This window comes from Burkholderia sp. SRS-W-2-2016 (genome assembly GCF_001931485.1).
GTDB lineage: Bacteria > Pseudomonadota > Gammaproteobacteria > Burkholderiales > Burkholderiaceae > Paraburkholderia.
Window position 1 is genome coordinate 46,452 of the sequence record NZ_MSDV01000033.1, and the last position, 22,000, is coordinate 68,451.

21 protein-coding genes are annotated in these 22,000 nt (G+C 64.1%); 4 read left to right on the top strand and 17 right to left on the bottom strand.

Going from position 1 to position 22,000, the window contains the following annotated elements; genetic code table 11:
* Window positions 1-333 precede the first annotated feature (333 nt).
* The 3 genes from uraH to BTH42_RS15585 all read left to right on the top strand — a co-directional run bounded on the left by uraH (window position 334) and on the right by BTH42_RS15585 (window position 2,664).
* Window positions 334-687, top strand: coding sequence for a hydroxyisourate hydrolase (gene uraH / locus BTH42_RS15575; protein WP_075300922.1), 354 nt, complete (start codon window positions 334-336; stop codon window positions 685-687).
* Between the two features lie 219 nt (window positions 688-906).
* Window positions 907-2,100 carry a urate hydroxylase PuuD gene (locus BTH42_RS15580; RefSeq protein ID WP_075300924.1) on the top strand — a complete coding sequence of 398 codons (1,194 nt, stop codon included), beginning with the start codon at window positions 907-909 and terminating at the stop codon, window positions 2,098-2,100.
* A 294-nt stretch (window positions 2,101-2,394) separates the two neighbouring features.
* Entirely contained in the window at window positions 2,395-2,664 is a 270-nt protein-coding gene (locus tag BTH42_RS15585) for a helix-turn-helix domain-containing protein (RefSeq protein WP_075300926.1), read from the top strand.
* A gap of 124 nt (window positions 2,665-2,788) precedes the next feature.
* Here BTH42_RS15585 and BTH42_RS15590 read toward each other — a convergent pair whose 3' ends face one another.
* The 17 genes from BTH42_RS15590 to BTH42_RS36020 form a co-directional block, all read right to left on the bottom strand.
* The gene (locus BTH42_RS15590; RefSeq protein ID WP_075300928.1) at window positions 2,789-3,301 is read right to left on the bottom strand and encodes an ureidoglycolate lyase; all 513 of its coding nucleotides are present in this window, start codon (window positions 3,299-3,301) and stop codon (window positions 2,789-2,791) included.
* Window positions 3,298-4,308, bottom strand: coding sequence for an allantoicase (alc, locus tag BTH42_RS15595; protein WP_075300930.1), 1,011 nt, complete (start codon window positions 4,306-4,308; stop codon window positions 3,298-3,300). Before alc ends, BTH42_RS15590 begins: the two co-directional genes overlap by 4 nt.
* Before the next feature lie 119 nt (window positions 4,309-4,427).
* Window positions 4,428-4,949: a 2-oxo-4-hydroxy-4-carboxy-5-ureidoimidazoline decarboxylase gene (uraD, locus tag BTH42_RS15600; RefSeq protein ID WP_075300932.1), complete on the bottom strand. Its 522-nt coding sequence runs from the start codon at window positions 4,947-4,949 to the stop codon at window positions 4,428-4,430.
* Window positions 4,946-5,896, bottom strand: a complete 951-nt coding sequence (puuE, locus tag BTH42_RS15605) for an allantoinase PuuE (protein ID WP_075300934.1) — start codon at window positions 5,894-5,896, stop codon at window positions 4,946-4,948. The genes uraD and puuE overlap by 4 nt, the downstream gene beginning before the upstream one ends.
* A 244-nt stretch (window positions 5,897-6,140) precedes the next feature.
* The gene (locus BTH42_RS15610; RefSeq protein ID WP_075300936.1) at window positions 6,141-7,004 is read right to left on the bottom strand and encodes an aspartate/glutamate racemase family protein; all 864 of its coding nucleotides are present in this window, start codon (window positions 7,002-7,004) and stop codon (window positions 6,141-6,143) included.
* A gap of 79 nt (window positions 7,005-7,083) precedes the next feature.
* Complete coding sequence (locus BTH42_RS15615) at window positions 7,084-8,565, bottom strand: NCS1 family nucleobase:cation symporter-1 (protein WP_075300938.1); 1,482 nt, start codon at window positions 8,563-8,565, stop codon at window positions 7,084-7,086.
* A gap of 378 nt (window positions 8,566-8,943) precedes the next feature.
* Window positions 8,944-9,645, bottom strand: a complete 702-nt coding sequence (locus BTH42_RS15620) for a GntR family transcriptional regulator (RefSeq protein ID WP_075300940.1) — start codon at window positions 9,643-9,645, stop codon at window positions 8,944-8,946.
* 322 nt (window positions 9,646-9,967) lie between these two features.
* The gene (gene ldcA / locus BTH42_RS15625) at window positions 9,968-10,894 is read right to left on the bottom strand and encodes a muramoyltetrapeptide carboxypeptidase (RefSeq protein WP_075300942.1); all 927 of its coding nucleotides are present in this window, start codon (window positions 10,892-10,894) and stop codon (window positions 9,968-9,970) included.
* A 26-nt stretch (window positions 10,895-10,920) separates the two neighbouring features.
* A complete protein-coding gene (gene tadA, locus BTH42_RS15630) occupies window positions 10,921-11,547 on the bottom strand; it encodes a tRNA adenosine(34) deaminase TadA (protein ID WP_083654820.1) in 627 nt (208 codons plus the stop codon).
* 89 nt (window positions 11,548-11,636) lie between these two features.
* Entirely contained in the window at window positions 11,637-12,038 is a 402-nt protein-coding gene (locus BTH42_RS15635) for a DnaJ family domain-containing protein (protein ID WP_075300946.1), read from the bottom strand.
* 45 nt (window positions 12,039-12,083) lie between these two features.
* Window positions 12,084-12,671, bottom strand: a complete 588-nt coding sequence (locus BTH42_RS15640) for a 2'-5' RNA ligase family protein (protein WP_075300948.1) — start codon at window positions 12,669-12,671, stop codon at window positions 12,084-12,086.
* 132 nt (window positions 12,672-12,803) lie between these two features.
* Window positions 12,804-14,108, bottom strand: coding sequence for a galactosyl transferase GMA12/MNN10 domain protein (locus BTH42_RS15645; protein WP_075300950.1), 1,305 nt, complete (start codon window positions 14,106-14,108; stop codon window positions 12,804-12,806).
* A gap of 71 nt (window positions 14,109-14,179) precedes the next feature.
* The gene (locus BTH42_RS15650; protein ID WP_075300952.1) at window positions 14,180-15,307 is read right to left on the bottom strand and encodes a DUF2827 domain-containing protein; all 1,128 of its coding nucleotides are present in this window, start codon (window positions 15,305-15,307) and stop codon (window positions 14,180-14,182) included.
* A 20-nt stretch (window positions 15,308-15,327) separates the two neighbouring features.
* Complete coding sequence (locus BTH42_RS15655; protein ID WP_075300954.1) at window positions 15,328-15,894, bottom strand: hypothetical protein; 567 nt, start codon at window positions 15,892-15,894, stop codon at window positions 15,328-15,330.
* Window positions 15,895-15,945: 51 nt separating this feature from the next.
* A complete protein-coding gene (locus tag BTH42_RS15660) occupies window positions 15,946-17,100 on the bottom strand; it encodes a DUF2827 domain-containing protein (protein WP_075300956.1) in 1,155 nt (384 codons plus the stop codon).
* Entirely contained in the window at window positions 17,097-18,254 is a 1,158-nt protein-coding gene (locus BTH42_RS15665) for a DUF2827 domain-containing protein (RefSeq protein WP_075300958.1), read from the bottom strand. The genes BTH42_RS15660 and BTH42_RS15665 overlap by 4 nt, the downstream gene beginning before the upstream one ends.
* Before the next feature lie 107 nt (window positions 18,255-18,361).
* Window positions 18,362-19,807 carry a YadA-like family protein gene (locus BTH42_RS36020; RefSeq protein WP_256702051.1) on the bottom strand — a complete coding sequence of 482 codons (1,446 nt, stop codon included), beginning with the start codon at window positions 19,805-19,807 and terminating at the stop codon, window positions 18,362-18,364.
* On the opposite strand from BTH42_RS36020, the gene BTH42_RS36025 reads away from it, so the two are divergent.
* On the top strand, window positions 19,773-22,000 hold a 2,228-nt coding region (locus tag BTH42_RS36025), incomplete at its 3' end, for a hypothetical protein (protein WP_256702052.1). The two genes, BTH42_RS36020 and BTH42_RS36025, sit on opposite strands and share 35 nt — an antisense overlap.

The following is a 22,000-nucleotide window of genomic DNA, read 5'->3' on the forward strand; positions in this document are numbered from 1 at the left end:
ACCGGAGTTCAGGCCATTCATATAGTGGTGTTTTTTTGGCGCCGGTACGATCGGCGCAGGAGCCGGCACACCGCGCGCGGAGCGCATCCGCCACGCCGCCGGCAACGGTCCACGCGCATCGCATCGCGCGTGACTGCCGCCCCATCATGCGGCAATCATTATCTTTCCTATCGCTCGCGCGCCGGATGCACGATCCTTTTTACAATGGCTGCCACGGCGCTCGCTTCAGTTCGCCGACGGGTATGTAGCCACTGACGTGGAGCCTCGATCCGCCGCCAACGTAATGGATCGGGTCGCCGCCGACACCTCGCATTCACACAAGGACAATTGCGAATGGGCAAGCTCACTACCCATGTGCTCGACACCGCGAACGGCCGTCCCGGCGCGGGCATCAAGGTCGAACTCTTCGCGCTCGCGGGCGATTCCCGCCGCGCGCTCAAAACCACCACCACCAATAGCGATGGCCGCTGCGACGAGCCGCTGCTCGAAGGCGCGGCGCTGGTCGCCGGCGAGTACGAACTCGTGTTCGGCGCCGGCGACTACTTCGCATCGATCGGCACGAAGGTGCCGGAGCCGCGCTTCGTCGATCGCGTGGTGCTGCGCTTCGGTGTCGCCGACGCCGGCGCGCACTACCACGTGCCGCTGCTGGTGTCGCCGTGGTCGTACAGCACGTATCGGGGAAGTTAATTAGTTTCCCCAGGCGGTTTGCGCACAGCGGACGCGACACCGTTCCGCGCGAGCGCCACCCGCCGAATCCATAACAACGGTGCCCGGCCAACCGGGCGCACTGCGTCCTTTATCCCGCAGTCGGCGCGACGACCCGCCGCCGCGCCTCACTCGCATGGCGGGAGCGGCGCCGAGACGACAGCGTCGTCGCGCACAACGAATCAGAAGTGGAGGAGTTTCATGGAAGGCTTTATCACCGACTGGCTGAACCTCGCGATTCGCTGGTTCCACGTCATCGCCGCGATTGCATGGATCGGCGAATCGTTCTATTTCGTCGCGCTCGACAACAGCCTGAAACCGCCGCAGGATCCGAATCAACGTCGCCGCGGCGTATTCGGCGAGCTGTGGCACGTGCACGGCGGCGGCTTCTACAACATGCAGAAGTACACGGTCGCGCCGCCCGAGATGCCGGAGGACCTGCACTGGTCGAAGTGGCCGTCGTACACCACGTGGCTGTCGGGTTTCGGTCTGTTTACCGTCCTGTATCTGTTCTCGCCGACCACTTACCTGATCGACAAGAACGTGCTCGACATGGGACCGGTGGTGGCGGTTGCATCCGCGATCGGTTTTCTCGCGGCAGGCTGGATCGTGTACGACTCGCTGTGCCGGATTCTGGGCAGCCGCGACAAGCTGCTCGGCATCTGCGTCGGCGCATATGTGCTGATCGCCGCGTATCTCGCGTGCCATATTTTCGCGGGCCGCGCCGCGTATCTGATCATGGGCGCGATGCTGGCGACGATCATGTCGGCCAACGTGTTCTTCGTGATCATTCCGGGCCAGCGCAAGATGGTCGACGCGATGCTCAAGGGCGACACGCCGAACCCGATCTACGGCAAGCGCGGCAAGCAGCGCTCGGTGCACAACACCTATTTCACGCTGCCGGTGGTGTTCGCGATGCTGTCGAACCACTACGCGATGACTTACACGCATCCGTACAACTGGGCGGTGCTGGTGGTCATCATGCTGGCCGGCGCGCTGATCCGGCAGTTCTTCGTGATGCGTCATCGCGGCCAGGTGCTGTGGTATCTGCCGCTCGTCGGCGTCGCGCTGATGTGCACCGCGCTGGTGTGGACGATGCCGCGTCCGGTGGTGCCGCAGGCGCAGGCCGCCAATGCGCCGACGGTGAAGGTCGCCGATATCGCGCCGGTGCTGCAACAGCGCTGCGCGGCTTGCCACTCCGCCCATCCGACGATGATGGGCAGCGCCCCGGCCGGCGTGCTGCTGGATACGCCGGAGCAGATCTCGCAGAACGCGCAGCGGATTTACCAGCAGGCGGTGACGTTGAAGGCGATGCCGCTGGGTAACGTCACGCATATGACCGATGACGAGCGGATGAAGATTGCCGCGTGGTTCGAGGGGGGCGCGGCGAAATAGGTTCGTAGCGGGGCTTGAAGCGGGGCTTGTCGCGATAGCGATGGGCCTTCAGCGCAGGTTTGCCTGACTACTCACGGCTCGATCGGCTTGCGCTGATCGGGCCGTTGGTTTTTGGCGAGCGGAAATGGGCTTCCTTGCAGGCGCCGAAAAGCCGATGAATTTGTCGACTGGCGGCTAACAAAGCCGGCAAAATTGGCAAACTGTAGCCGTTGACCCACACGATGCTGGATCCTTTGTGCCCTTCGGGCTACAAAACAATCGCAAAGCGTTCAAATTGCTGCCCAAGGGCTACAAATGACCCAACTCGCCGATGTCGCCGACATGCTCACAACCGTTCGGCACGACAGTAAGCTATCGCAGGAGGAATGGGCGCGCCGCGCGGGCGTCGCCCGCACCACGGTTGCGCGGATGGAAACGCTCGCGCGGAACGACATGAGCGTATCCGTGCTGGTGCGCCTGCTCGAAGCGGCCGGCTACGATCTGAAGTTCGTCCCGCATGGGCACGGGCGCACGCTCGAAGACATCCTCGCTGAACAGCGCAAGGAAAACCGGATCCGGCCGTGATAAAGCTCGAAGCCGCGTTGCTCGGCAAGCGCCAATACCCGCAAAACAAAAAAGCCCACGGCAACCACCGTGGGCTTTTTCTCTGCGGCAAACCACCGCCGCAAACTACCTCACGGCACTGCCATCAAACCGCCACCGCACTCAACGCATCTTCGGTGAGCCACAGCGACTCCACGAGATCCTGCTCGTTCAGATTGAGCCCATCGCCACCGCGATCGACGACGATAAAGTCGCTCACCTCGCCCAACGCGATCAGCGGATGGTGCCACACGCCCTTCGCGTAATTGACGCCCTGCCAGCCGCTCGTGACGAACGCGCGAATCCTGCCCGCATCCAGCTCGCCCGCCGGCGCGACGACCACCAGATAAGGCTTGTCGTTCAGCGGCACGAACGCCTGGCTGCCGAGCGGATGCCGCTCGAGCATCTTCACCTCGAACGGCAACGCGCGCGGCTGGCCGCGAAACAGATTCACCAGTGTCCGGCCGTTCTGCTCGGTGACGTCCACCTTCGCGAGATCGTGAAAACGGATCGTCGTGCCGAGGTTGATCGGAATCTGCTTCGCGCCTTCGAGTTCGATCACGTCGCCGAAAGCGGCGAACGCCTCTTTGGTCAGCGGTTCGATAGCGAGCGTTTTCATTCGAGCGTACCCCACAGACGCAGACGCGATACCCCGCCGTCCGGATAGATGTTGAAGCGCACGTGCGTGACCGGGCCGAGTGCCGCGATCTCGCTTTCGAAGAAATGCTGCTTGTCCATCTGCAGCTTCTGTTCGCCGAGCAGCACCGGCCAGAACATCGCCTGAGTGACGAGCGAGCTGTCGGTGCCGCCCTTCACGTACGCGGCCTGGATCGAGCAGCGGTCCGGATAGTTGCCCTTGAAGTGCGCGGTATCGACTTCGATCTTGCGGATCACGCCCGGCTGCGCGAGCGCGACGATCGCCCAGTCGTTGCCCGGTTCGCGACGTCGGCGCGTTTCCCAGCCGTCGCCCATGTTCACGCCGCGGCCCGGCATCAGCAGCGTTGACGCCGCGCCGAAGTGCTGGTTGTTCGCGCCGACCAGGTACGCGCCGTTTTCCATCGCGGCCAGATCGAACTGCTCGGTGCGGCTCGCGCCGGCCCAGTCGACCTGCGGCTGACCGTACACACGCAGTCGCGCGATGCCGCCGTCCGGATAGATGTTCACGCGCAGATGCGTATAAGCGTTGGTGTCGCCGACTTCGAGGTAGTGATGGCTATTGCCCTGCAACGTGGTGGACGGCACGATCTCGGTCCATTGCGTCGCCTGGTTCGGCGCGCCGTCGATCACGCGCGCCGCTTCCACCGACGCCGCCGGCGGGAAATTGCCGGTGAAATGGCTGGTATCGAGGTCGAGTCCCTTGATCACACCCGGGCGCGCGAGCTTGACGATGCACCAGTCGTAGCCGGTGATGCGTTTGCGGCGGGTTTCCCAGCCGTCCATCCATTTGCCGTTGTTGTCGTACTTGCCGGGGATGAAGACGGCTGGCTCCGGATTCAGCATGCGGTCCTTCGGCGCGAAGAATTCGTCGCTGGCCTCGAGCGCCTGCGCGCCCAGACGCGGGTCCGCCAGGTTCACATAACGGCGCGTGAATTCCGGGGCGTTCGGGTCGAGAATCGGGAGTGCCATCTTAGTCGTCCTTGATATCGTATAGGGCTGGAAAAACGTTGCGGTTCGTCGGTGTCGGCGCGCGTATTGCCAGTTGCGAATTGCGGATCGCGGATCGCGGATCGCCGCTGGCGAAAGCGTTACGCGCCGATCAGATCGTCGAGCCGGAAACGTGCGATGCGATAAATCTGTTCGAGGCTCGCGCGCAATTCGTCGGCGCGGCTATTGTTCACGCGCGACTCGAAGTTCGCGATGATGCCGTGGCGGTCATAGCCGCGCACCGCGAGAATGAACGGAAAGCCGAATTTCTCGCGATACGCGCTATTGAGCGCATGCAGCTTGTCGAACTCCGCTTGCGTACATTGCGCGAGACCCGCGCCGCTTTGTTCGCGGGTCGACTCCGCGGTCAGCTCGCCGCGCACCGCCGCCTTGCCGGCCAGTTCCGGGTGCGCATTGATCAGTGCCAGTTGCTTTTGCGCGCCGGCTGTCTCGACGATCTCCGACATCCGCTTGTGCAAATCATCGACGTTCGCGAACGGCCGCTCCGCGGCCGCGACTTCCGCGACCCACGGCGAGTGCTCGAAAATCCCCGACAGCGCCGCGACGAACGCGTCGTTGGAAATGCTGTTGAGTTGGTCCAGGGTGTATTGCATCGCCTTCATGCCGCCGCCTCGCGGTTATCTGGTTGGTAAGGATGAACTTCGTGCCAGTGTCGCGCGATATCGACGCGCCGCGTGACCCACACGCGATCGTGCTGTTCGATGTGATCGAGAAAACGCTGCAACGCGCGGAATCGTCCGGGGCGTCCGAGCAGCCGGCAGTGCATGCCGATCGACAGCATCTTCGGCACTTCGTCGCCCTCTTCGTACAGCACGTCGAACGCGTCGCGCAGATACGTGAAAAAGTGGTCCGCGGTATTGAAGCCCTGCGGGGTCGCGAAGCGCATGTCGTTGGTGTCGAGCGTGTACGGCACGATCAGTTGCGGCACCTTCGCGCCGCCCGTCACCTCGACGTCCATCCAGAACGGCAGATCGTCGCCGTAGTAATCCGAGTCGTACAGAAAGCCGCCGTCTTCGGCAACCAGCCGATGCGTGTTCGGGCTGTCGCGTCCGGTGTACCAGCCAAGCGGCCGCACGCCGGTCACGCGCTCGATTGCTTCCATGCCGAGGCGCATATGCTCGGCCTCGAGCTCCGGCGCCATGTCCTGATAGTGAATCCAGCGATAGCCGTGACACGCGATCTCATGGCCGAGTTCGACGAACGCGCGCGCCACGTCCGGATGCCGTTCGAGCGCCATGCCAACGCCGAACACCGTCAGCGGCAGATCGCGCTTTTCGAATTCGCGCAGAATCCGCCATACGCCCGCGCGCGAGCCGTATTCGTAGATCGACTCCATGCTCATGTGGCGCGCCGGGTAAGCGGCCGCGCCGACGATCTCGGAGAGAAACTGCTCGGAGCCGGGGTCGCCGTGCAGCACGCAGTTTTCGCCGCCCTCTTCGTAGTTCAGGACGAATTGCACCGCGATACGCGCTCGCCCGGGCCAGTTCGCGTGTACTGGGTGGCGGCCGTAGCCGATCAGATCGCGTGGGTAGTTCGAATCGAGTGGCATGGTTTGACGGATGCGTAGTGACGGGACCAGGAATTCGCGTGAAGCCCGGGCGGTGCGCACATTTGAAGTGGGTATCGCCACGGTCGTGTGAAAACTCTCGGCGAGCAGCGTGCCGTTGCATGTGCTGGCGCGCTGGTGGACGCTTGCGGCGCCCCGCCGGCGGCGCCTCAGGCTGCCGCGCCGAGTTGACCCAGTGTAGCTAAAACACCCCGTCGCGCCCATACAGCGACGCAGATAGTGCGTGTTACGCGGAGTGTATGTGCGAATCCGCCGGATCGGCGTTTACCCGCAATTCGGCGGCGCCGTTTAGCGCGCCGGCCGCACGAACCGCCGCCGTTTGACGCTCGCCCTGCGCGACGGCCACCGGCTCGACGGCGCCGGGGCTGAACGACGCCAGCGCACCGTCGTAGCGCTTCGCGAGCGGCCGCGCATAGTCGCCGCGCTTGGCGGTCGCGAGCCGCAACGCGACCAGCGCCTCGGTCCATTTGACGGCCGCCGTCACCCCTTCGATCACCGGCGCGCCGAGCGCGTCCTCGATCTCCGCGCACAACTCGGCCATCCCCGCGCAGCCGAGCACGATTGCATCGGAGCCGTCTTCGTCGAGCGCGCGCCGGCATTCGTCGAGGATGATCCGGCGCGCAGCGGAACCCGGCTTGTCGAGATCGAGCACCGCGACATCGGTCGCACGCACGTTGCGGCAGAAGCGCTTCATTCCGTAGCGTTCGGCCAGATGCCACGCCATTCCGCAGGTGCGTGCAAGCGTCGTCACCACCGAGAAACCCGGCGCCAGCACGCTCGCCGCGTGCATCGCCGCCTCGGCGATGCCGATCACCGGCCCGCGCGCCAGCTCGCGGGCCGCGTATAGCCCCGGATCGCCGAAGCACGCGATCACATAGCCGTCGCAGCCGTCGCGCTCACCGGCCGCGACCTCGGCGAGCAGTCCGGGGGTGGCGAGCGCCTCGTCGTAATAGCCTTCGATCGACGGCGGCCCCATCGTCGGATTGACCGCGATCACTTCGGTGCCGGGCGCGGCGACGTCGCGCGCGCAGCGCCCCATCGCCTCGGTCATGCGGCGCGTCGTGTTCGGATTGATCAGTTTGATACGCATAACGACTCCTGTTCGACTTCTGTTGCGCGGGGTGCGACCTGGCTGCACCCGCCTGAACCCCTTCCCTGGTCCGACCGATTCAGCGGACCAGCAGCCGATAGAACAGCGCGCCGAGCCCCGCGCCGATGAACCACGAGAAATTCGCGCAACCGTCGAGACCCGGCACCATCACGCAGACCACCGCGATCAGCGCGGCCGGCAGCAACGCGGCCACCGCGCGATAGTTGACGCCGTTGCGATACCAGTACGAACCGTTCGGCGCGACCGAGTACAGATCGTCGAGCACGATCTTCTGACGCTTGACGAGGTAGTAATCGACGATCAGGACCCCGTACAAAGGCCCGATGAAGCTGCCGAGCACGTCGAGCGTGTAATGAATCACCGACGGGTTATTGAACAGGTTCCACGGCGTGATGAAGATGGATGCGACCGCCGCCAGCATGCCGCCCGCGCGCCAGCTGATCAGGCGCGGCGCGACGTTCGAGAAGTCGAACGCCGGCGACACGAAGTTCGCGACGATGTTGATGCCGATCGTTGCGATCGTGAAAGTCAGCGCGCCGAGAATCACCGCCATCGGATAGTCGATGCGCCCGACCGTCTCCACCGGATCGGTAATCAGTTCTCCGAACACCGGCAGCGTGGCCGCGGTCGTGATCACCGTGACCAGCGAGAACGCGAGGAAGTTGACCGGCAGCCCCCAGAAATTGCCGCGCTTGACGCTGCGAAAGCTCTTGCCGTAGCGCGAGAAGTCGCCGAAGTTGAGCATCGGCCCGGAGAAGTACGACACCACCAGCGAGGTCGCGGTGATCATCACCGGCACCACTTCCATGCCGTGATATTTGACGCCGCCCAGGTTGATGCCGATGTTGCGCCAACCCGCGCGATACACCATGTAGCCGGCCAGAATGAACATCACCACGTACACGGCGGGACCGGCGAAGTCGATGAACTTCTTGATCGTCTCCATCCCGTGCCAGAACACCAGCGCCTGCAACACCCACAGCAGCATGAAGCCGGCCCAGCCGAGCATCGACAGACCGAGCATTCCATGCCGGTGCACGTCCGCGTACGGCAGCAGCTGCGGCACGAACTTCAGCACCACGATCACCAGCGCGCTCGAGGCCAGATAAGTTTGGATTCCGTACCATGCGACCGCGATCAAACCGCGAATCACCGCCGGCACGTTCGCGCCGAGCACGCCGAAGGTCGCGCGGCACGCGACCGGATACGGCACGCCGTTCGCCTGGCTCGGCTTCGCGATCAGGTTGCACAGCACGTTGACGATCGTGATGCCGACCAGCAGCGCCACCAGCACCTGCCAGCTCGTCAGGCCGAGCGCGAACAGGCTGCCGGCGAATACGTAACCGCCGACGCTGTGCACATCGGACATCCAGAACGCGAAGATGTTGTATGCGGTCCAGCTTTGCGCGCGCAGCGGCGCGAGGTCTTCGTTATAGAGCCGCTCGCTGTAGCCGGCCGGCATCGACGGATTGGCCTGAGCCGCGTCGTCCGCATAGTTCGAAACAGGATGACTGCCTGGCGATGCACTGAACTGAGCCATGATTCCTCCTTTGGATGGGGACCGTCGATCGAAAATCGAAGGACATTGCATCGGCCATGCCAGTCGCTCGCCTCTCGCGCAATTGCGCTCGCAGAGGTCGGCGCCGACGGTGTCGGCCGAGCCGCGGGTGTCTCCGTACTGAAGTACTTGTGCTTATCGCATCGCCGGCCGCCGCGGCTTTCCGGCGATGCGTCACTGCCCGATAACCGTCGTGTGGCGACGGACGTGCGTGTTCAGGCCGGCGGCGCCGCGCGGGGCCGCCCTGCCATGCTCGATGTGGTTTCAGTTCAACTCAGTGCGGCGCGCACCAGCAACGGGCGCTCGCCGGCTGTCTGCCTCAGCCTGGGGTGGACCCGGCCGCGGCTGTCTCCAGGATATTTATTTCGACGCCAGCGCGCCGAATACTTCGTGCAAATCCGCCGCCCCGCGTGCGGGACGCTCCAGCATTTTCAGCTCGACGCTTTGCAGATGGCGCGACATCAGCGCCGCCGCCTGTTTCGCATCGCCGGCGTCGAGCGCCGCGAGAATCGCTTCGTGGTCCTCGAACGAGCACGGGCTGCGTCCGAGCGACTCGTACAGCGCGGAAATCAGCGTGGAGCGCGCGACCAGCCCGTGCAGACAGTCGCACAACACGGTGTTGCCGGTCAGACCCGCAAGCTCGGTGTGGAACTCGCCCGACAGACGGATCCACGCCGGAAAATCGCGCGTTTCGAACGCCTTGCGCTCGCGGCCGATCATCCCGCCGATACTCTTCAAACGCCGCATGCCGTGTCCGCTACAGATCTTTTCGACGACGGCCAGCTCGATGATGCGGCGCATTTCGAATACCTCGTGCACCTCCTGCAGCGACGGACTCGCGACAAACGCGCCGCGATTCGGCTCGAGGTCGACGAGGCGTTCGCCGGCCAGTTGCGACAGCGCCTGGCGGATCGGCCCGCGCTTCACGCCGAATACTTCGCAGAGCTGAGCTTCGGTCAGCTTCGCGCCGGGCGCCAGCCGATGCTCGAGGATCGCCGCGCGGATGCGGTCGGCAATTGCTTCGGGCTTCGAACTGTTCGCGGCGAAATCGGTGTCGGACATGATGTGCGTCTCGGTATGTTGGTCATCATAGGATGGACACAAATATTGTCAACAATTTTTGTGTCGATTTTCGACATTCTTGGGGTGATGGGTGCGGCAGTCGGGCCCAAAGCCCCGGCTGGCGGCCGTCTTCTGGGAATCTTACCTGATTGAGATGGTGCAGCCGGTTGATGTAGACCGGTTTTTTGTCAACAAAAGCTGCATACATTGGTGGGTGGGGTTTGAGGCGGTGACGATCAAAACGTAGGCGGTTAGTTGCGTTATTTGGATTAAAAAGAAAGCGGACTCATAGTCCGCTTCCCATTCTCCGACCATCCCCGCCTCACCCCAGATACGGATACCCCGACACCGTCAGCTTGAACCCATGTGGATTAGCAACCAGCCGCGCATCAGCGCCAACCGGCAGCGTCAGCATGTTGCGGATATGCCCGAACTGCAAACCGGTGATGACCGGAATGCCGACCAGCGCGCGCACCTGCTCGATCATCGCCTGCAGGTCGTAACCGTTGTCGTAGTCGTACTGCTTGCCGCCCGAGAAATCGCCGAGCACGAGCGCCTGCTGCTGCGCGAGGATGCCGGCCAGATGCAGCTGATAGATCATCCGCTCGATCCGGAACGGCTGTTCGTTGACGTCTTCGAGAAACAGGATGCCGCCCTGCACCGGCGGCATATAAGGCGTGCCGACCAGCGATGCCAGCACGGCCAGATTGCCGCCCCACAACATGCCGGACACGTCGACGGTTTGCGCCTGCGGGGTGTTGCCGGTCACCGTCATGGTCGGCTTCGTCAGCGCCGACCAGAAGTGATGCATCGTGAATTCGCTCACTTCGTCGGCGCCGAAATCGCTCATCAGCATCGGGCCGCCGAAGGTCTTCACGCCCGCGCGCGCCAGCAGCGCCATCTGGACCGCGGTGAAGTCGCTATGGCCGACCAGCGCGATCGGCTGGCCGGCGAGCCGCCGCTGCAGACCTTCGTAGTCGAGTCCGTGCAGGATCCGCACCGCGCCGTAGCCGCCGCGCACCGCGAGCACCACGTCGGGCAGATCCCGCGACGGGTCCGCGAGCCGGTTCAGGTCGGCCGCGCGTTCGCCGTCGGTGCCGGCAAAGCGCTGATAGCGACGCCGCGCGGCGTCCTCGCCTTGCACCCGGTGCCCTTGCGCGCGCAGCCGATGCAACGCGCGATGCAGCACCTCCGGATCATGCGGATAACCGGACGGCGCGATCAGTTCGATGGTGCGATGAGCGGTCATGGCGAGACCTGTTGGACGTGATTGTTTTAAAGCGCTTTGGCGGGCGGCGGCTCGTTACCCGATGCTACGTTACCGCCCGGCCCTTCGCCCCGCGCGGCCGCGCGCGCTTCGCGGCTCGCGCGTCGCCGTTCCGCGAAAAACGACTTGAGCGCCGCGCCGCATTCGGCTTCGAGCACGCCGCCGCTCACCGTCGTGTGATGGTTCAGTTGCGGATTCGCAAATGCATCGACGACGCTGCCGCACGCGCCGGTTTTCGGGTCGCGCGCGCCGAACACGACGCGGGCGATGCGCGCGTGCATGATCGCGCCCGCGCACATCAGACACGGTTCGAGCGTCACATAAAGTTCGCAGCCCGGCAAACGATAGTTGGCAAGCGACTGCGCGGCTGCGCGCAGCGCGACCATTTCCGCGTGCGCGGATGGATCGTGCGCGCCGATCGGATGATTGAAACCCTTCGCAATCACTTCGTCGCCGCGCACCAGCACCGCGCCGACCGGCACTTCACCGGCTGCGCGCGCCTCTTCGGCGGCAGCCTGGGCGAGCGCCATGAAGCGCAGATCGCGCTCGGACACGGGCGGCGTCGCGGGCGATTCGGCGCCTGCGAGCGAGTCGGGCAATTCGGAAGATTCGGGCGGAATGGCGGGTGCGGTCATAGCGAGCTGGGCTTGGCCAGCCTCAGCGTCAGCGTGATGTTCCGCGGGCGCCGACGCGCCCAACGCATCAGCGGGAACGAGCGGCTCGTTCACTGCGAACCCGCGTTGGCCGTTGCGCCGCTGCCGACGCGCTCCGACAGCCGCTCGGCGATGCGCCGGCAGTATTCGCGCGGCAACACCATCGGGCCGCCGCGCAGCGATTCGAGCGCCATATCGAGCGCGAGGATGCGGGCCTGCAGTTGGCAAAGGGTCGCCTGATCGCTCACGGCATTGAGCTCCGTTTGCAGGTCGCGCAGCGCGCGCAACTGCTCGACGGCAGGCGGCACGAAGCCCGCATTCTTCAGAATCCGGTTGGCGACACGTACTTCTTCGGGAACCAGCGCATCGTCGTCCAGCGCCAGCGGCGCGCCCGCGCCGGGCAAATCGTCGAACTCTCCGCGCGCGGCTGCGGCGGCAATACGCTGTTCGACAAGCGCATCAAGCAATCTCATCTGCAATCCACTACGTTGCGGCCCGAGCATTCTATCAGGGAGCCTTCACGGCTTCCCGGCCAACGACCAGCGCGCCAGCTCGACATGCCGGGTGCGTCCGAGCAGGCTGTGGACCAGCACGAACTCCCGCACGTTCCAGCAGGCCGGCTCGACCGGCCGGCGTTCGGCCCACGGCATTCCGTACGCGAGCGTCACATGCGGCGTAAAGCGAGCGTCGGGCTCGATACCGAGTTCCCCCAACGCCGCTTCCAGCGCATCGTGAAGCGCGTGCAAACCATGCACGCCTTCTTCGCCGACCAACACCGCGGGGCCCGGCCGGGGTTTTTTGGCAAAGCTCGCGAGCGCGTCGAACTCGACGGTAAACGGCGCGATGCCGAGCGTCGCCGCTGCCCGCTTCGCCGCCTCGATACGTTCGTCCGGCAGGCCGCCCGCGAAATTGCCCAGATGCCGCAGCGTCACGTGCAAACGGTTCGCCGCTAGCGGCTTGCTGCGCACGCGCGCGTCCACGCACAGTTGCTGCGCGAACTTCGCGATCCCGGCCGCGGTGTTGCGGTCCGGATAGACCGCAAAAAAGAGTCCGTCCGTGGGGGCTGGCGGCGCTTCGAGCCCAGGCAGCCATAGTTGTTCAGGCATCTTGCCTCGTTCCTTCGCTGGATTCACCGGGCCACGCATGGCCCGTTCCAGCCATAATACTGTACATTCATACAGTATAGAGGATCGCGTCGCAAAAAAGGGGCTCTATCTACCGATTAGCCGTCGGGGTATTCACAGCCCTTCGTCATGCGCCATCATCAACGCGCGCATCTGAGTCCACATCCCGTAGTAGTGCACGATAAAACTGTCGGGCCGGCGAAACTGCCACGGCGTATTGAGCGCGACCAGATCGAGCAGCGCGGCGTCGTCGAGTTGTCCCGAGCGTTCGAGCGAGCGGATGAAGTACAACTGGTCGCCGTCGCTCGCATAGACCGACGACGTATCGTGCAAGCGCCCGATATCGCCCATCAGCTCGTGCAGCATCGTCGCATTGCGCGCGGTGCGCCGGAACCCCATCACGCCCGAATTGAACGCCCATTGGCCGACGTTGTGCGCGAGCAGCAGGTCGCGGCCTTCCATCAGCGGTTCCAATTTCTGCTCCATGTTGCCGATCAGCACGTCCGCATCGAGCCAGACGACCCACTCGTGATGCTCCATATAGCCGTGCAGCAGCCACGGTTTGAACCAGTTGCCGCTGGCGTCGAGCCCGATCTCGCGCGGAATCTCGCGATACACATACAGCGTGTAGCCGTGCAGCTCGCAATAGCGGCGGAAATTGCGTTCGGCGATGCCCGCATAGATGCCGATATTCGGCGTATACAGCATCATCAGCGCAATCGGACGGCCAGGGTTGTAGGTGCTGCGTCCGGCGCTATCGCATACACCCGACGCGACGCGGGAGAACAGCGGCGCGCGCGTGCGTTGATGCCAGTTGATCTGCTCGACCAGCACGTTTCTGAAACGCGGGCACGCGCCCTTCTGGCGCGGGTCGTCGGTTGCGTCGTCGATGCTGACCGCGAACGTCGGCAGCCGGCTCCAGGCGGGATCGAAGTTAAAGCCGGTCTGCATCACCGGACAGACGCCGTCGATCGTCTGCATGTAGTGATGCGTGTCGAACTGCGCAAACAGCTCGGCCTCCGATTCCAGCGCAGCACCGCCCAGGCGGCAGCGTTTCACCAGTTGCAGCACCCGCTCGCGAACCGCAGCGGTATTGCGCCAGATCTGCACGTCGACTTGCGGCAACGGATGCGCGCCGATCGTAACGAGCAACCAGTCGCGGCCCTGCATCAGGGTATCGAGTGCGACCGGCTCGACGATCGCGGCATCCTCGCTCAGCAACAGCACGAGTTCGCCGTCGGCTGCGCGCCGCAAGGTGCCGAGCAGAACTTCGTAACGGTACAGGCAGCGCAGTTGCAGCCGGTCCGTCATCGCGGACGCATCGACCCATTCATGGCGATAACCGCGCGACGCCGCGTAATAGCGATGGTTCGCGAGGCTCGCGGGCGCATCGCGATAGAAATGACTCAGTACGATCACTTTCCAGGGCTCGGGAGGATGGGCTTCGCTCGCGAAGCCCCGATGATCGATCTATTGAAGCGAACTCGCGCCTAGCGCAGCGGCCGGGCAATCAGATCGTCGAGCAGCGCGGCATAGGTGGCGACCAGCTGGCGATCGTCGGGCAGATAGCGGGCAATCGCGGTGCGCTGTTTCTCGCGATACCACGACGTATGCGCGTCGTGATTCTCGAGCGCTTCGATGGCCTTGCGCGCGCCCTCTTCCACATCGTTGCCGCGGTAGTAGTAACCGAGGTCCGCGCACAGATGCGCGTTGTGTACGAGCGGATAACCCTGCCAGCACACTTCGAGGTAGAAGTAATTGAGCGGGTTTTCGAGTTGATGGGAGATCACGACATCCGTGTTCTCCGCGAGAAACGTGGGCGTTTCGTGGCGCCCCAGAAACACCGCCTTGTGATTGCGCACGATATCGAGCTGATTCATCAGCGCGATGAACTCCTTGCTTTCGCGCGCGATTCCGTCGGCATTGGTGACCTGCAGCAGCTCGACGCTCTCGGGCCGCTGCCGGTACACCATTTCCGCGATCAGCGCCGGATACAGGCAGAACTTCACGACATTGATATTCGGCTCCATCACGCTGAGCCGTTTCGCGCCGCCGCGCGGCTGGTACACGCCGGCGTTCGGCAGATTCTTCACGCGCTCGTCGAGAAACATCGGACTCCAGACGAACGGCACCGCCCGCGCGGTCTGCCGGCGCAATACCTCGAAATACGAACGGCTGATATGGTCGACCTGCGGGATCATCCAGATATCGTCGTAGCGCTGGTTGACGAACAGGTTTTCGCCCCACATCGGCTTGCGAAACAGCACCGATTCCATCGCGTGGATGTACTCGAAGCCGCAGCAATACGACACCAGCCGCACGCCGCGCTGCTTCAGATAGTCGGTCTGCACCGCGTTGACCTGACCGCCGAGTTCGATCAGCACGTCGAGCGCGTCTTTCGCGGTATCGAACGTGACGGTCGGAAAACGCGTCTGGTCCCACGGCAACGCCGGCGTGATCGGCACCGCGGTGGTGTTGACGAGCGCGACCGACGCGACGTTCGGACAGTGGCGCAATGCGTCCGCGAGGAACGCGGCGTTCTGCTTGATGCCGTTATTCCACAACGTTTCGTTCGGCTGATGCAGACCGATCGTGATGCCGATGCGCAAACGGTTCATAGTGTGGGTTTCCCTGTTGCTTACTGCGGCGCCTTACGGAACATCACGAAGCGGCGGATCATCAGACAGCCCGGCTTCGAGTCGATCAGCGACACCGACGAACCCGGCGTTTTGCCGTCCGTATAGACCATCATATGCGACAGCAGCTTCGTGCCCTGGTAGCCGGGCAACTGCTTGCGGGCCACGGTCGCGCAATCGGCCGGTTCGACCGAAATGCGCTCGGCCGATACCGAACATGTACCGTCCGCCTCCGGCACGCCGGTCAGCGACATCGCCGCATTGCCGTTGGCCGCTTCGAGCCCGACCAGCGAAAAAATCGCGCTATTGCCGCCGCGCGCACGATCCCAGTCGAACAGCACGTCGTTGCCGGTCGTGCCTTTGATCCCCAGCGCGGACAATTCGCTCAGCGCCGGCAGGCATTGCTTCGCGCCGATCGCGCTCGCCGCCTGCACCACAGAATTGCGCGGCCCCTGCTCGGCTTGCGGCACCAGCACGCCCTGCGCGAAGGCGGCCGGCAGCGGCGCCAGCAATACGCCGGCGGCGAGCAGTTTGGGTACGGTCGTAGCGAGTGAACGGAATAGCGTCATGACTGATCTGGCTGCCTGTGTCGATAAAGTCGATCGATGTGCGGGCATGGTTTAGCTGTTGTCGAAGAGCCGGGCAATCGCATCGGTATACGTAGCGACGTTGACGTCGCTTTCCGGATCGAGCTGGGCGAGAAACGCGTTCGCGGTGCGCCGGTATGCATCCAGACCGGCGTCATGCTCCGCATACGCGAGTTGCAACGCGCGGCCGCCGTCCTCGCAATCGAAACCGTGATAGCGATATCCGCAGTCGCCGATCAGATGCGAATTGTGGACCAGCGGATAACCGCCATACAGCGCCTCGTAGTACACGTAGTTCTGCGCGTTTTCCCATTGATGGCTGACGACCACATCGACGTCCGCCGCGACCACCTGACAAAACGGAAAGCGCCCTTCGAACGACGCGAGCCCGTGCTGCACGATATCGAGGCTACGCGCAAAGCCGTTGAAGCTCACGTGTTCCTTCAGATGAAACGTGTTGTACGCGAACACGTGTTCGAGCATGTCCGGGTTGTCGCGATGCGCGGCCTCGCAGGCGAGCAGCGGCACGTAGCTCGTCTTCACCATGCAGATGTTCGGCTCGAAGATGCCCGCGCGCCAGCGCTTGCGGCCCGGCTGGTAGCCGAAGCGTTTGCCTTCCGGCAGCTTTGCCGCTTCGCGCTCCAGCACGAGCGGACTCCACAGATGCGGCATCAGCCGCACCGGGCAGCGGAACACGCTTTCGAAGTACGGCAGGCAGGTCACTTCGTATTCGGGCAGCGTCCAGATTTCATGGTACGGCGCGCCGGTAATCAGCAGTCCGTGCGATTTGTCGAACACCATCCGTTCGATGTCGATCACGTAGTCGTTGCCGACGCGCATCGACACGATCTTGCCGCCGCGCTCGCGAAACGCAACGACCCATTCGCGCGCGAGTTGCGCGCTCATTTCGATCATCACGTCGAGCGTATTCGCCGCTTCGTTCATGTCGATCAGCGGCACCGGCGAATCGGCGAGAAAGTTCTTCGCGTCGGCGGGTTCGCCGTCGCCGCCGCCGGCCACGAGGTAAGTCGCCTCGACGAGCGGCGAGCGCATCAGCAGCATCACCAGAAAAATGCAGTTCTGGTAGATGCCGTTTTCCCACAGCGACTGCTCGCCTTTGCGCACATAAATCGATACGCCGACCCGCAGCTTGCGGGCGCCGGACAATGAGCTGGGTACGGAATTCATGAATGGCCCGGGCGGTTGGCGATAAAAGTCGTATCGCGGCACAGATGCAGCAGCCGCGCCGCATGCGCATCGAGGTTGGCCTGACTGAACGGATTCACCGCGTCGAACACGCGTTTCGAGCGCGCGCGATAGTCGTCGAGCCGCGCGGCATGTTGCGAGCGTGCATGGCGCAGTTGCGCGGCGCCCTCGCGCACTTCGAACGCCGGGTAATAGTAGCCGGCGTCTTTCAGCCATGGAGAGTTGTGGATCAGCGGATAGTCGCCGTACAGCGCGTCGAGATAGCTGTAGTTCTGGTCGTTCTGCCACTGATGCGACACGACCGCGTCCGCATGCTGCACCATGAAACCGACGACGTCGTTGCGCCCCTGAAACAGCGCCTTATGCTCGCGTACGAGATTCAGCGAGTTCGCGAAGTACAGCATGGTCGGATGGTCCTTCAGATGCAGCGTATTGAGCACGTTCATCTTGCTCACCGAGTCCGGCTCGGCGCGATAGGCTTCCTCGCAGATCAGCATCGGCACGCTGGAGGTTTTCACGACCGAGATATTCGGCTCGAAGATCGCGACGCGCAGACCACGCGACGGATCCGCGGCCGCCTCGCTAGTCTCGAACCCATAGCGCAGCCCGGTGATTTGCGCGACTTCCTCGATGCGTCGCTCGATGAATTGCGGATGCCAGATGAACGGCACTTCGTGCACGTCGCAGCGATGCAGTATCCGCAGCATCGGCGCGAACCCCGCATCTTTCGGCAGCAGCCAGATTTCGTCGCAGCGATCCGGGCGCGACGCATGGGTGGGCTTGTTGAACACGGCCGATTCGACGAGACCGACGAACGGCTGCCCGCAGCAATAGAACACGACTTTCTTGCCGCGCTTGCGCATCAGGTCCAGCCATTGAACGTTGAGCGCGCCCCCCATTTCGATGATCACGTCGACTTCATCGGTCGCCTCGGCGCTCGTCATGATGCGCAGCGCCTTGGCGTCGGTGTCGACTTGCGGCGGCATCGCGCGCTGATCGCCGACATCGATCAGGACAACGGATTGCACGAACGGCAGGCGTTGAAACACCTCGGCCAGAAAGATGACGTTCTGTCCCAGACCGTTCTGCCAGATGTTCTGGCCGGAATGCGTGACGACGGAGATCCCGATGCGCATGTTCAGTTCTTAAGTTGTAAAGACAGACTCCCGCGTCGCCGCGGGAGCCTGTCTTTTTTCGCACGGCGCGAGGCAAACCGTACCGCGTCTGCCCCGCCGCGACCGCCTTACCAGGAGTAACCGACGCCGGCGTTGATCAGCAGACGGCTACCGTTCGTCGCGCTCACGCCCATCTTGACGATGGTGTTTTCGGTGACGCGGGCGCTCGCACCAACCGCCAGCGCGGTATAGCCACCGTAGTTGCCGATGCCGGCGCCGAGCTGGAACGTCTTGCCCTGCTCCACCTGCGGCAGCCCCGCCAACGCACCGGCCATCGCGATACCCGAGTAGGCGTTGCGGGCGACGTTGTCGATATTCTGCTGCACGCCCTGCAACTGCGCAACGTTTGCCGCGTCGGTCGGATTCACGCCCGGCGCCACGTTGCTGATGGTCCGTTCGTTGCCGACCGAGCCCACCGACACCGTATTCGCCGAACTGGCCACCGAACCCGCGCCGATCGCGACCGAGTTCGTCGCCGACACCACCGCGTTCGCACCGATCGCCGTTGCGTTGTTCGCGCTCGCCTGGGCTCCGCTGCCGAGCGCCACCGTGTTGGTGCCGCTTGCCTGCGAGTTGCCGCCGATCGATACCGATTCGGTGCCCGAAGCAACTGCCGCGTTGCCGGTCGAATTCACCGCGACGTACTTCGAGTCGGTGCCGCCCGTCGTTTGCACCGGGGTCAACTGCGTGACCAGTGCGCCGAACTGGCTCTGCAGCTGATACAGCTGGCTGCCGTTGATCGCGTCGGTGCTGGTCGCGCTGACCGTGCCGGCGGCGACGTTGGTCAACGCGACGGCCGAGGTCGCGCCGGTGCCGCCGAGCGTGACGCTGGTGTGGGCCGCGTTGTCGTACAGCACCGCGTTCGATGCGACCGCGGCGACCGCCTGCAACTGGCTCACGTTGACCGCGTCGGTCGGGTTGGTGCCGGCCGCGACGCCGGTCAGCTGGCGTGCGCCGTCGGTGCCGGTGAAGTCGACCACCGTGCCGCCGGTGCTCGCGCCGACCGTGATCGCGCCGTTGCCCGGCGCGCCGCCGACCTGTTGCACCAGACCGACGGTGCCGTTGGCGAGGCCGGTCGACAGCGCGCTGACGTTGCTGTTGGTCGTCGTCAGACCGGTCGACAGCGATGCGACGTTGCTGTCGGTAGTGGCCAGACTCGTCGACAGCGAACCGAGGCCGGTCGAGGTCGACGTCGACAGCGAATTCACCGTGCTGTTGGTCGTGACGAGGCCGGTCGACAGCGAGCTGATGCTCGACACCGTGGTCGTCGACAACGAAGTCAGCTGTCCGAAGTTCACCGCATCGGTCGGATTGACGCCCGCCGCGACGTTGGTCAGCGTGACCGGCGCGGTGGCGCCGGCGCCGCCGAGCGTGACGCTGGTGTGCTGCGGGTTGTCGTACTGCACCGAATTGGCGACGCCGGTCGACAGCGAAGCAATGTTGCTGACTGTTGTGCTGAGGCCGGTGGACAGTGAACTCATGCCGGTCGAGGTCGAGGTCGACAGGCTGTCCATCGTGCTGGTGGCCGTGCTCAGGCCGGTCGAGAGCGAGCTGACGCCGGTGGACAGCGAGCTGGCTGTGGTCGAGGTTGAGGTCGACAGTGATGTGAGGCTCGTTGACGTTGAGGTCGAGAGGCTGTCGATCGTGCTGTTGGTCGTGCTCAGGCCGGTGGACAGGGAGCTCACGCCCGTCGACAGCGAGCTGGCTGTTGTCGAGGTTGAGGTCGACAGCGAAGTCAGGCTCGTCGACGTCGAGGTCGAGAGGCTGTCCATCGTGCTGTTGGTCGTGCTCAGGCCGGTCGACAGTGAGCTCACGCCGGTTGACAGCGAGCTGGTTGTCGTCGAGGTCGACGTCGAGAGGCTGTCTACCGTGCTGTTCGTCGTGCTCAGGCCAGTGGACAGGGAGCTCACGCCCGTCGAGAGCGAACTCAGGCCGGTCGAGGTCGACGTGGACAGGCTCGACATCGTGCTGTTGGTCGTGCTCAGGCCGGTGGACAACGAGCTGACTCCGGTGGACAGCGAGCTGGCTGTGGTCGAGGTTGAGGTCGACAGGGAGCTCAGGCCCGTTGAGGTGGAGGTCGAGAGGCTGTCTACCGTGCTGTTTGTCGTGCTCAGACCGGTGGACAGGGAGCTGACCCCCGTGGACAGCGAGCTGGCCGTCGTCGAGGTCGAGGTTGACAGCGAGCTCAGGCCCGTTGAAGTCGAGGTCGAGAGGCTATCCACTGTGCTGTTCGTCGTGCTCAGGCCAGTCGACAACGAGCTCACACCCGTTGACAACGAACTCACGCCGGTAGACGTCGAGCTCGAGAGGCTGTCCACCGTACTGTTGGTCGTGCTCAGACCGGTCGACAGCGAGCTGACACCCGTGGACAGCGAGCTGGCCGTCGTCGAGGTCGACGTCGACAGCGAGCTCAGGCCCGTCGACGTCGACGTCGAGAGGCTATCTACCGTGCTGTTCGTCGTGCTCAAGCCGGTCGACAACGAGCTGACGCCCGTGGACAGCGAGCTGGCCGTCGTCGAGGTCGACGTCGACAGCGAACTCAGCCCCGTCGAAGTCGACGTCGAGAGGCTATCCACCGTGCTGTTGGTCGTGCTCAGACCGGTCGACAGTGAGCTGACACTCGTCGACAGCGAACTGGCCGTCGTCGAAGTCGAGGTCGACAGCGAGCTCAGGCCCGTCGAAGTCGACGTCGAGAGGCTGTCCACCGTGCTATTCGTCGTGCTCAAACCGGTCGACAGCGAGCTGACTCCCGTGGACAGCGAGCTGGCCGTCGTCGAGGTCGACGTCGACAGCGAACTCAGCCCCGTCGAAGTCGACGTCGAGAGGCTATCCACCGTGCTGTTGGTCGTGCTCAGACCGGTCGACAGTGAGCTGACACTCGTCGACAGCGAACTGGCCGTCGTCGAAGTCGAGGTCGACAGCGAGCTCAGGCCCGTCGAAGTCGACGTCGAGAGGCTGTCCACCGTGCTATTCGTCGTGCTCAAACCGGTCGACAGCGAGCTGACTCCCGTGGACAGCGAGCTGGCCGTCGTCGAGGTCGACGTCGACAGCGAACTCAGCCCCGTCGAAGTCGACGTCGAGAGGCTATCCACCGTGCTGTTGGTCGTGCTCAGACCGGTCGACAGGGAGCTGACGCCCGTGGACAGCGAGCTGGCCGTCGTCGAGGTCGACGTCGACAGAGAGCTCAGGCCCGTCGACGTCGAGGTCGAGAGACTATCCACCGTGCTGTTCGTCGTGCTCAAACCGGTCGACAAGGAGCTGACACCCGTCGACAGCGAGCTGGCCGTCGTCGAAGTCGAGGTCGACAGCGAGCTCAGGCCCGTCGAAGTCGAGGTCGAGAGGCTATCCACCGTGCTGTTCGTCGTGCTCAAGCCGGTCGACAGCGAACTGACTCCCGTGGACAGCGAGCTGGCCGTCGTCGAGGTCGACGTCGACAGAGAGCTCAGGCCCGTCGAAGTCGACGTCGAGAGGCTATCTACCGTGCTGTTCGTCGTGCTCAAGCCGGTCGACAGCGAGCTGACTCCCGTCGACAACGAACTGGCCGTCGTCGAGGTCGACGTCGACAGCGAACTCAGCCCCGTCGAAGTCGACGTCGAGAGGCTATCTACCGTGCTGTTCGTCGTGCTCAAGCCGGTCGACAACGAGCTGGCCGTTGTCGAGGTCGAGGTCGACAGCGAGCTCAGGCCCGTCGAAGTCGACGTCGACAG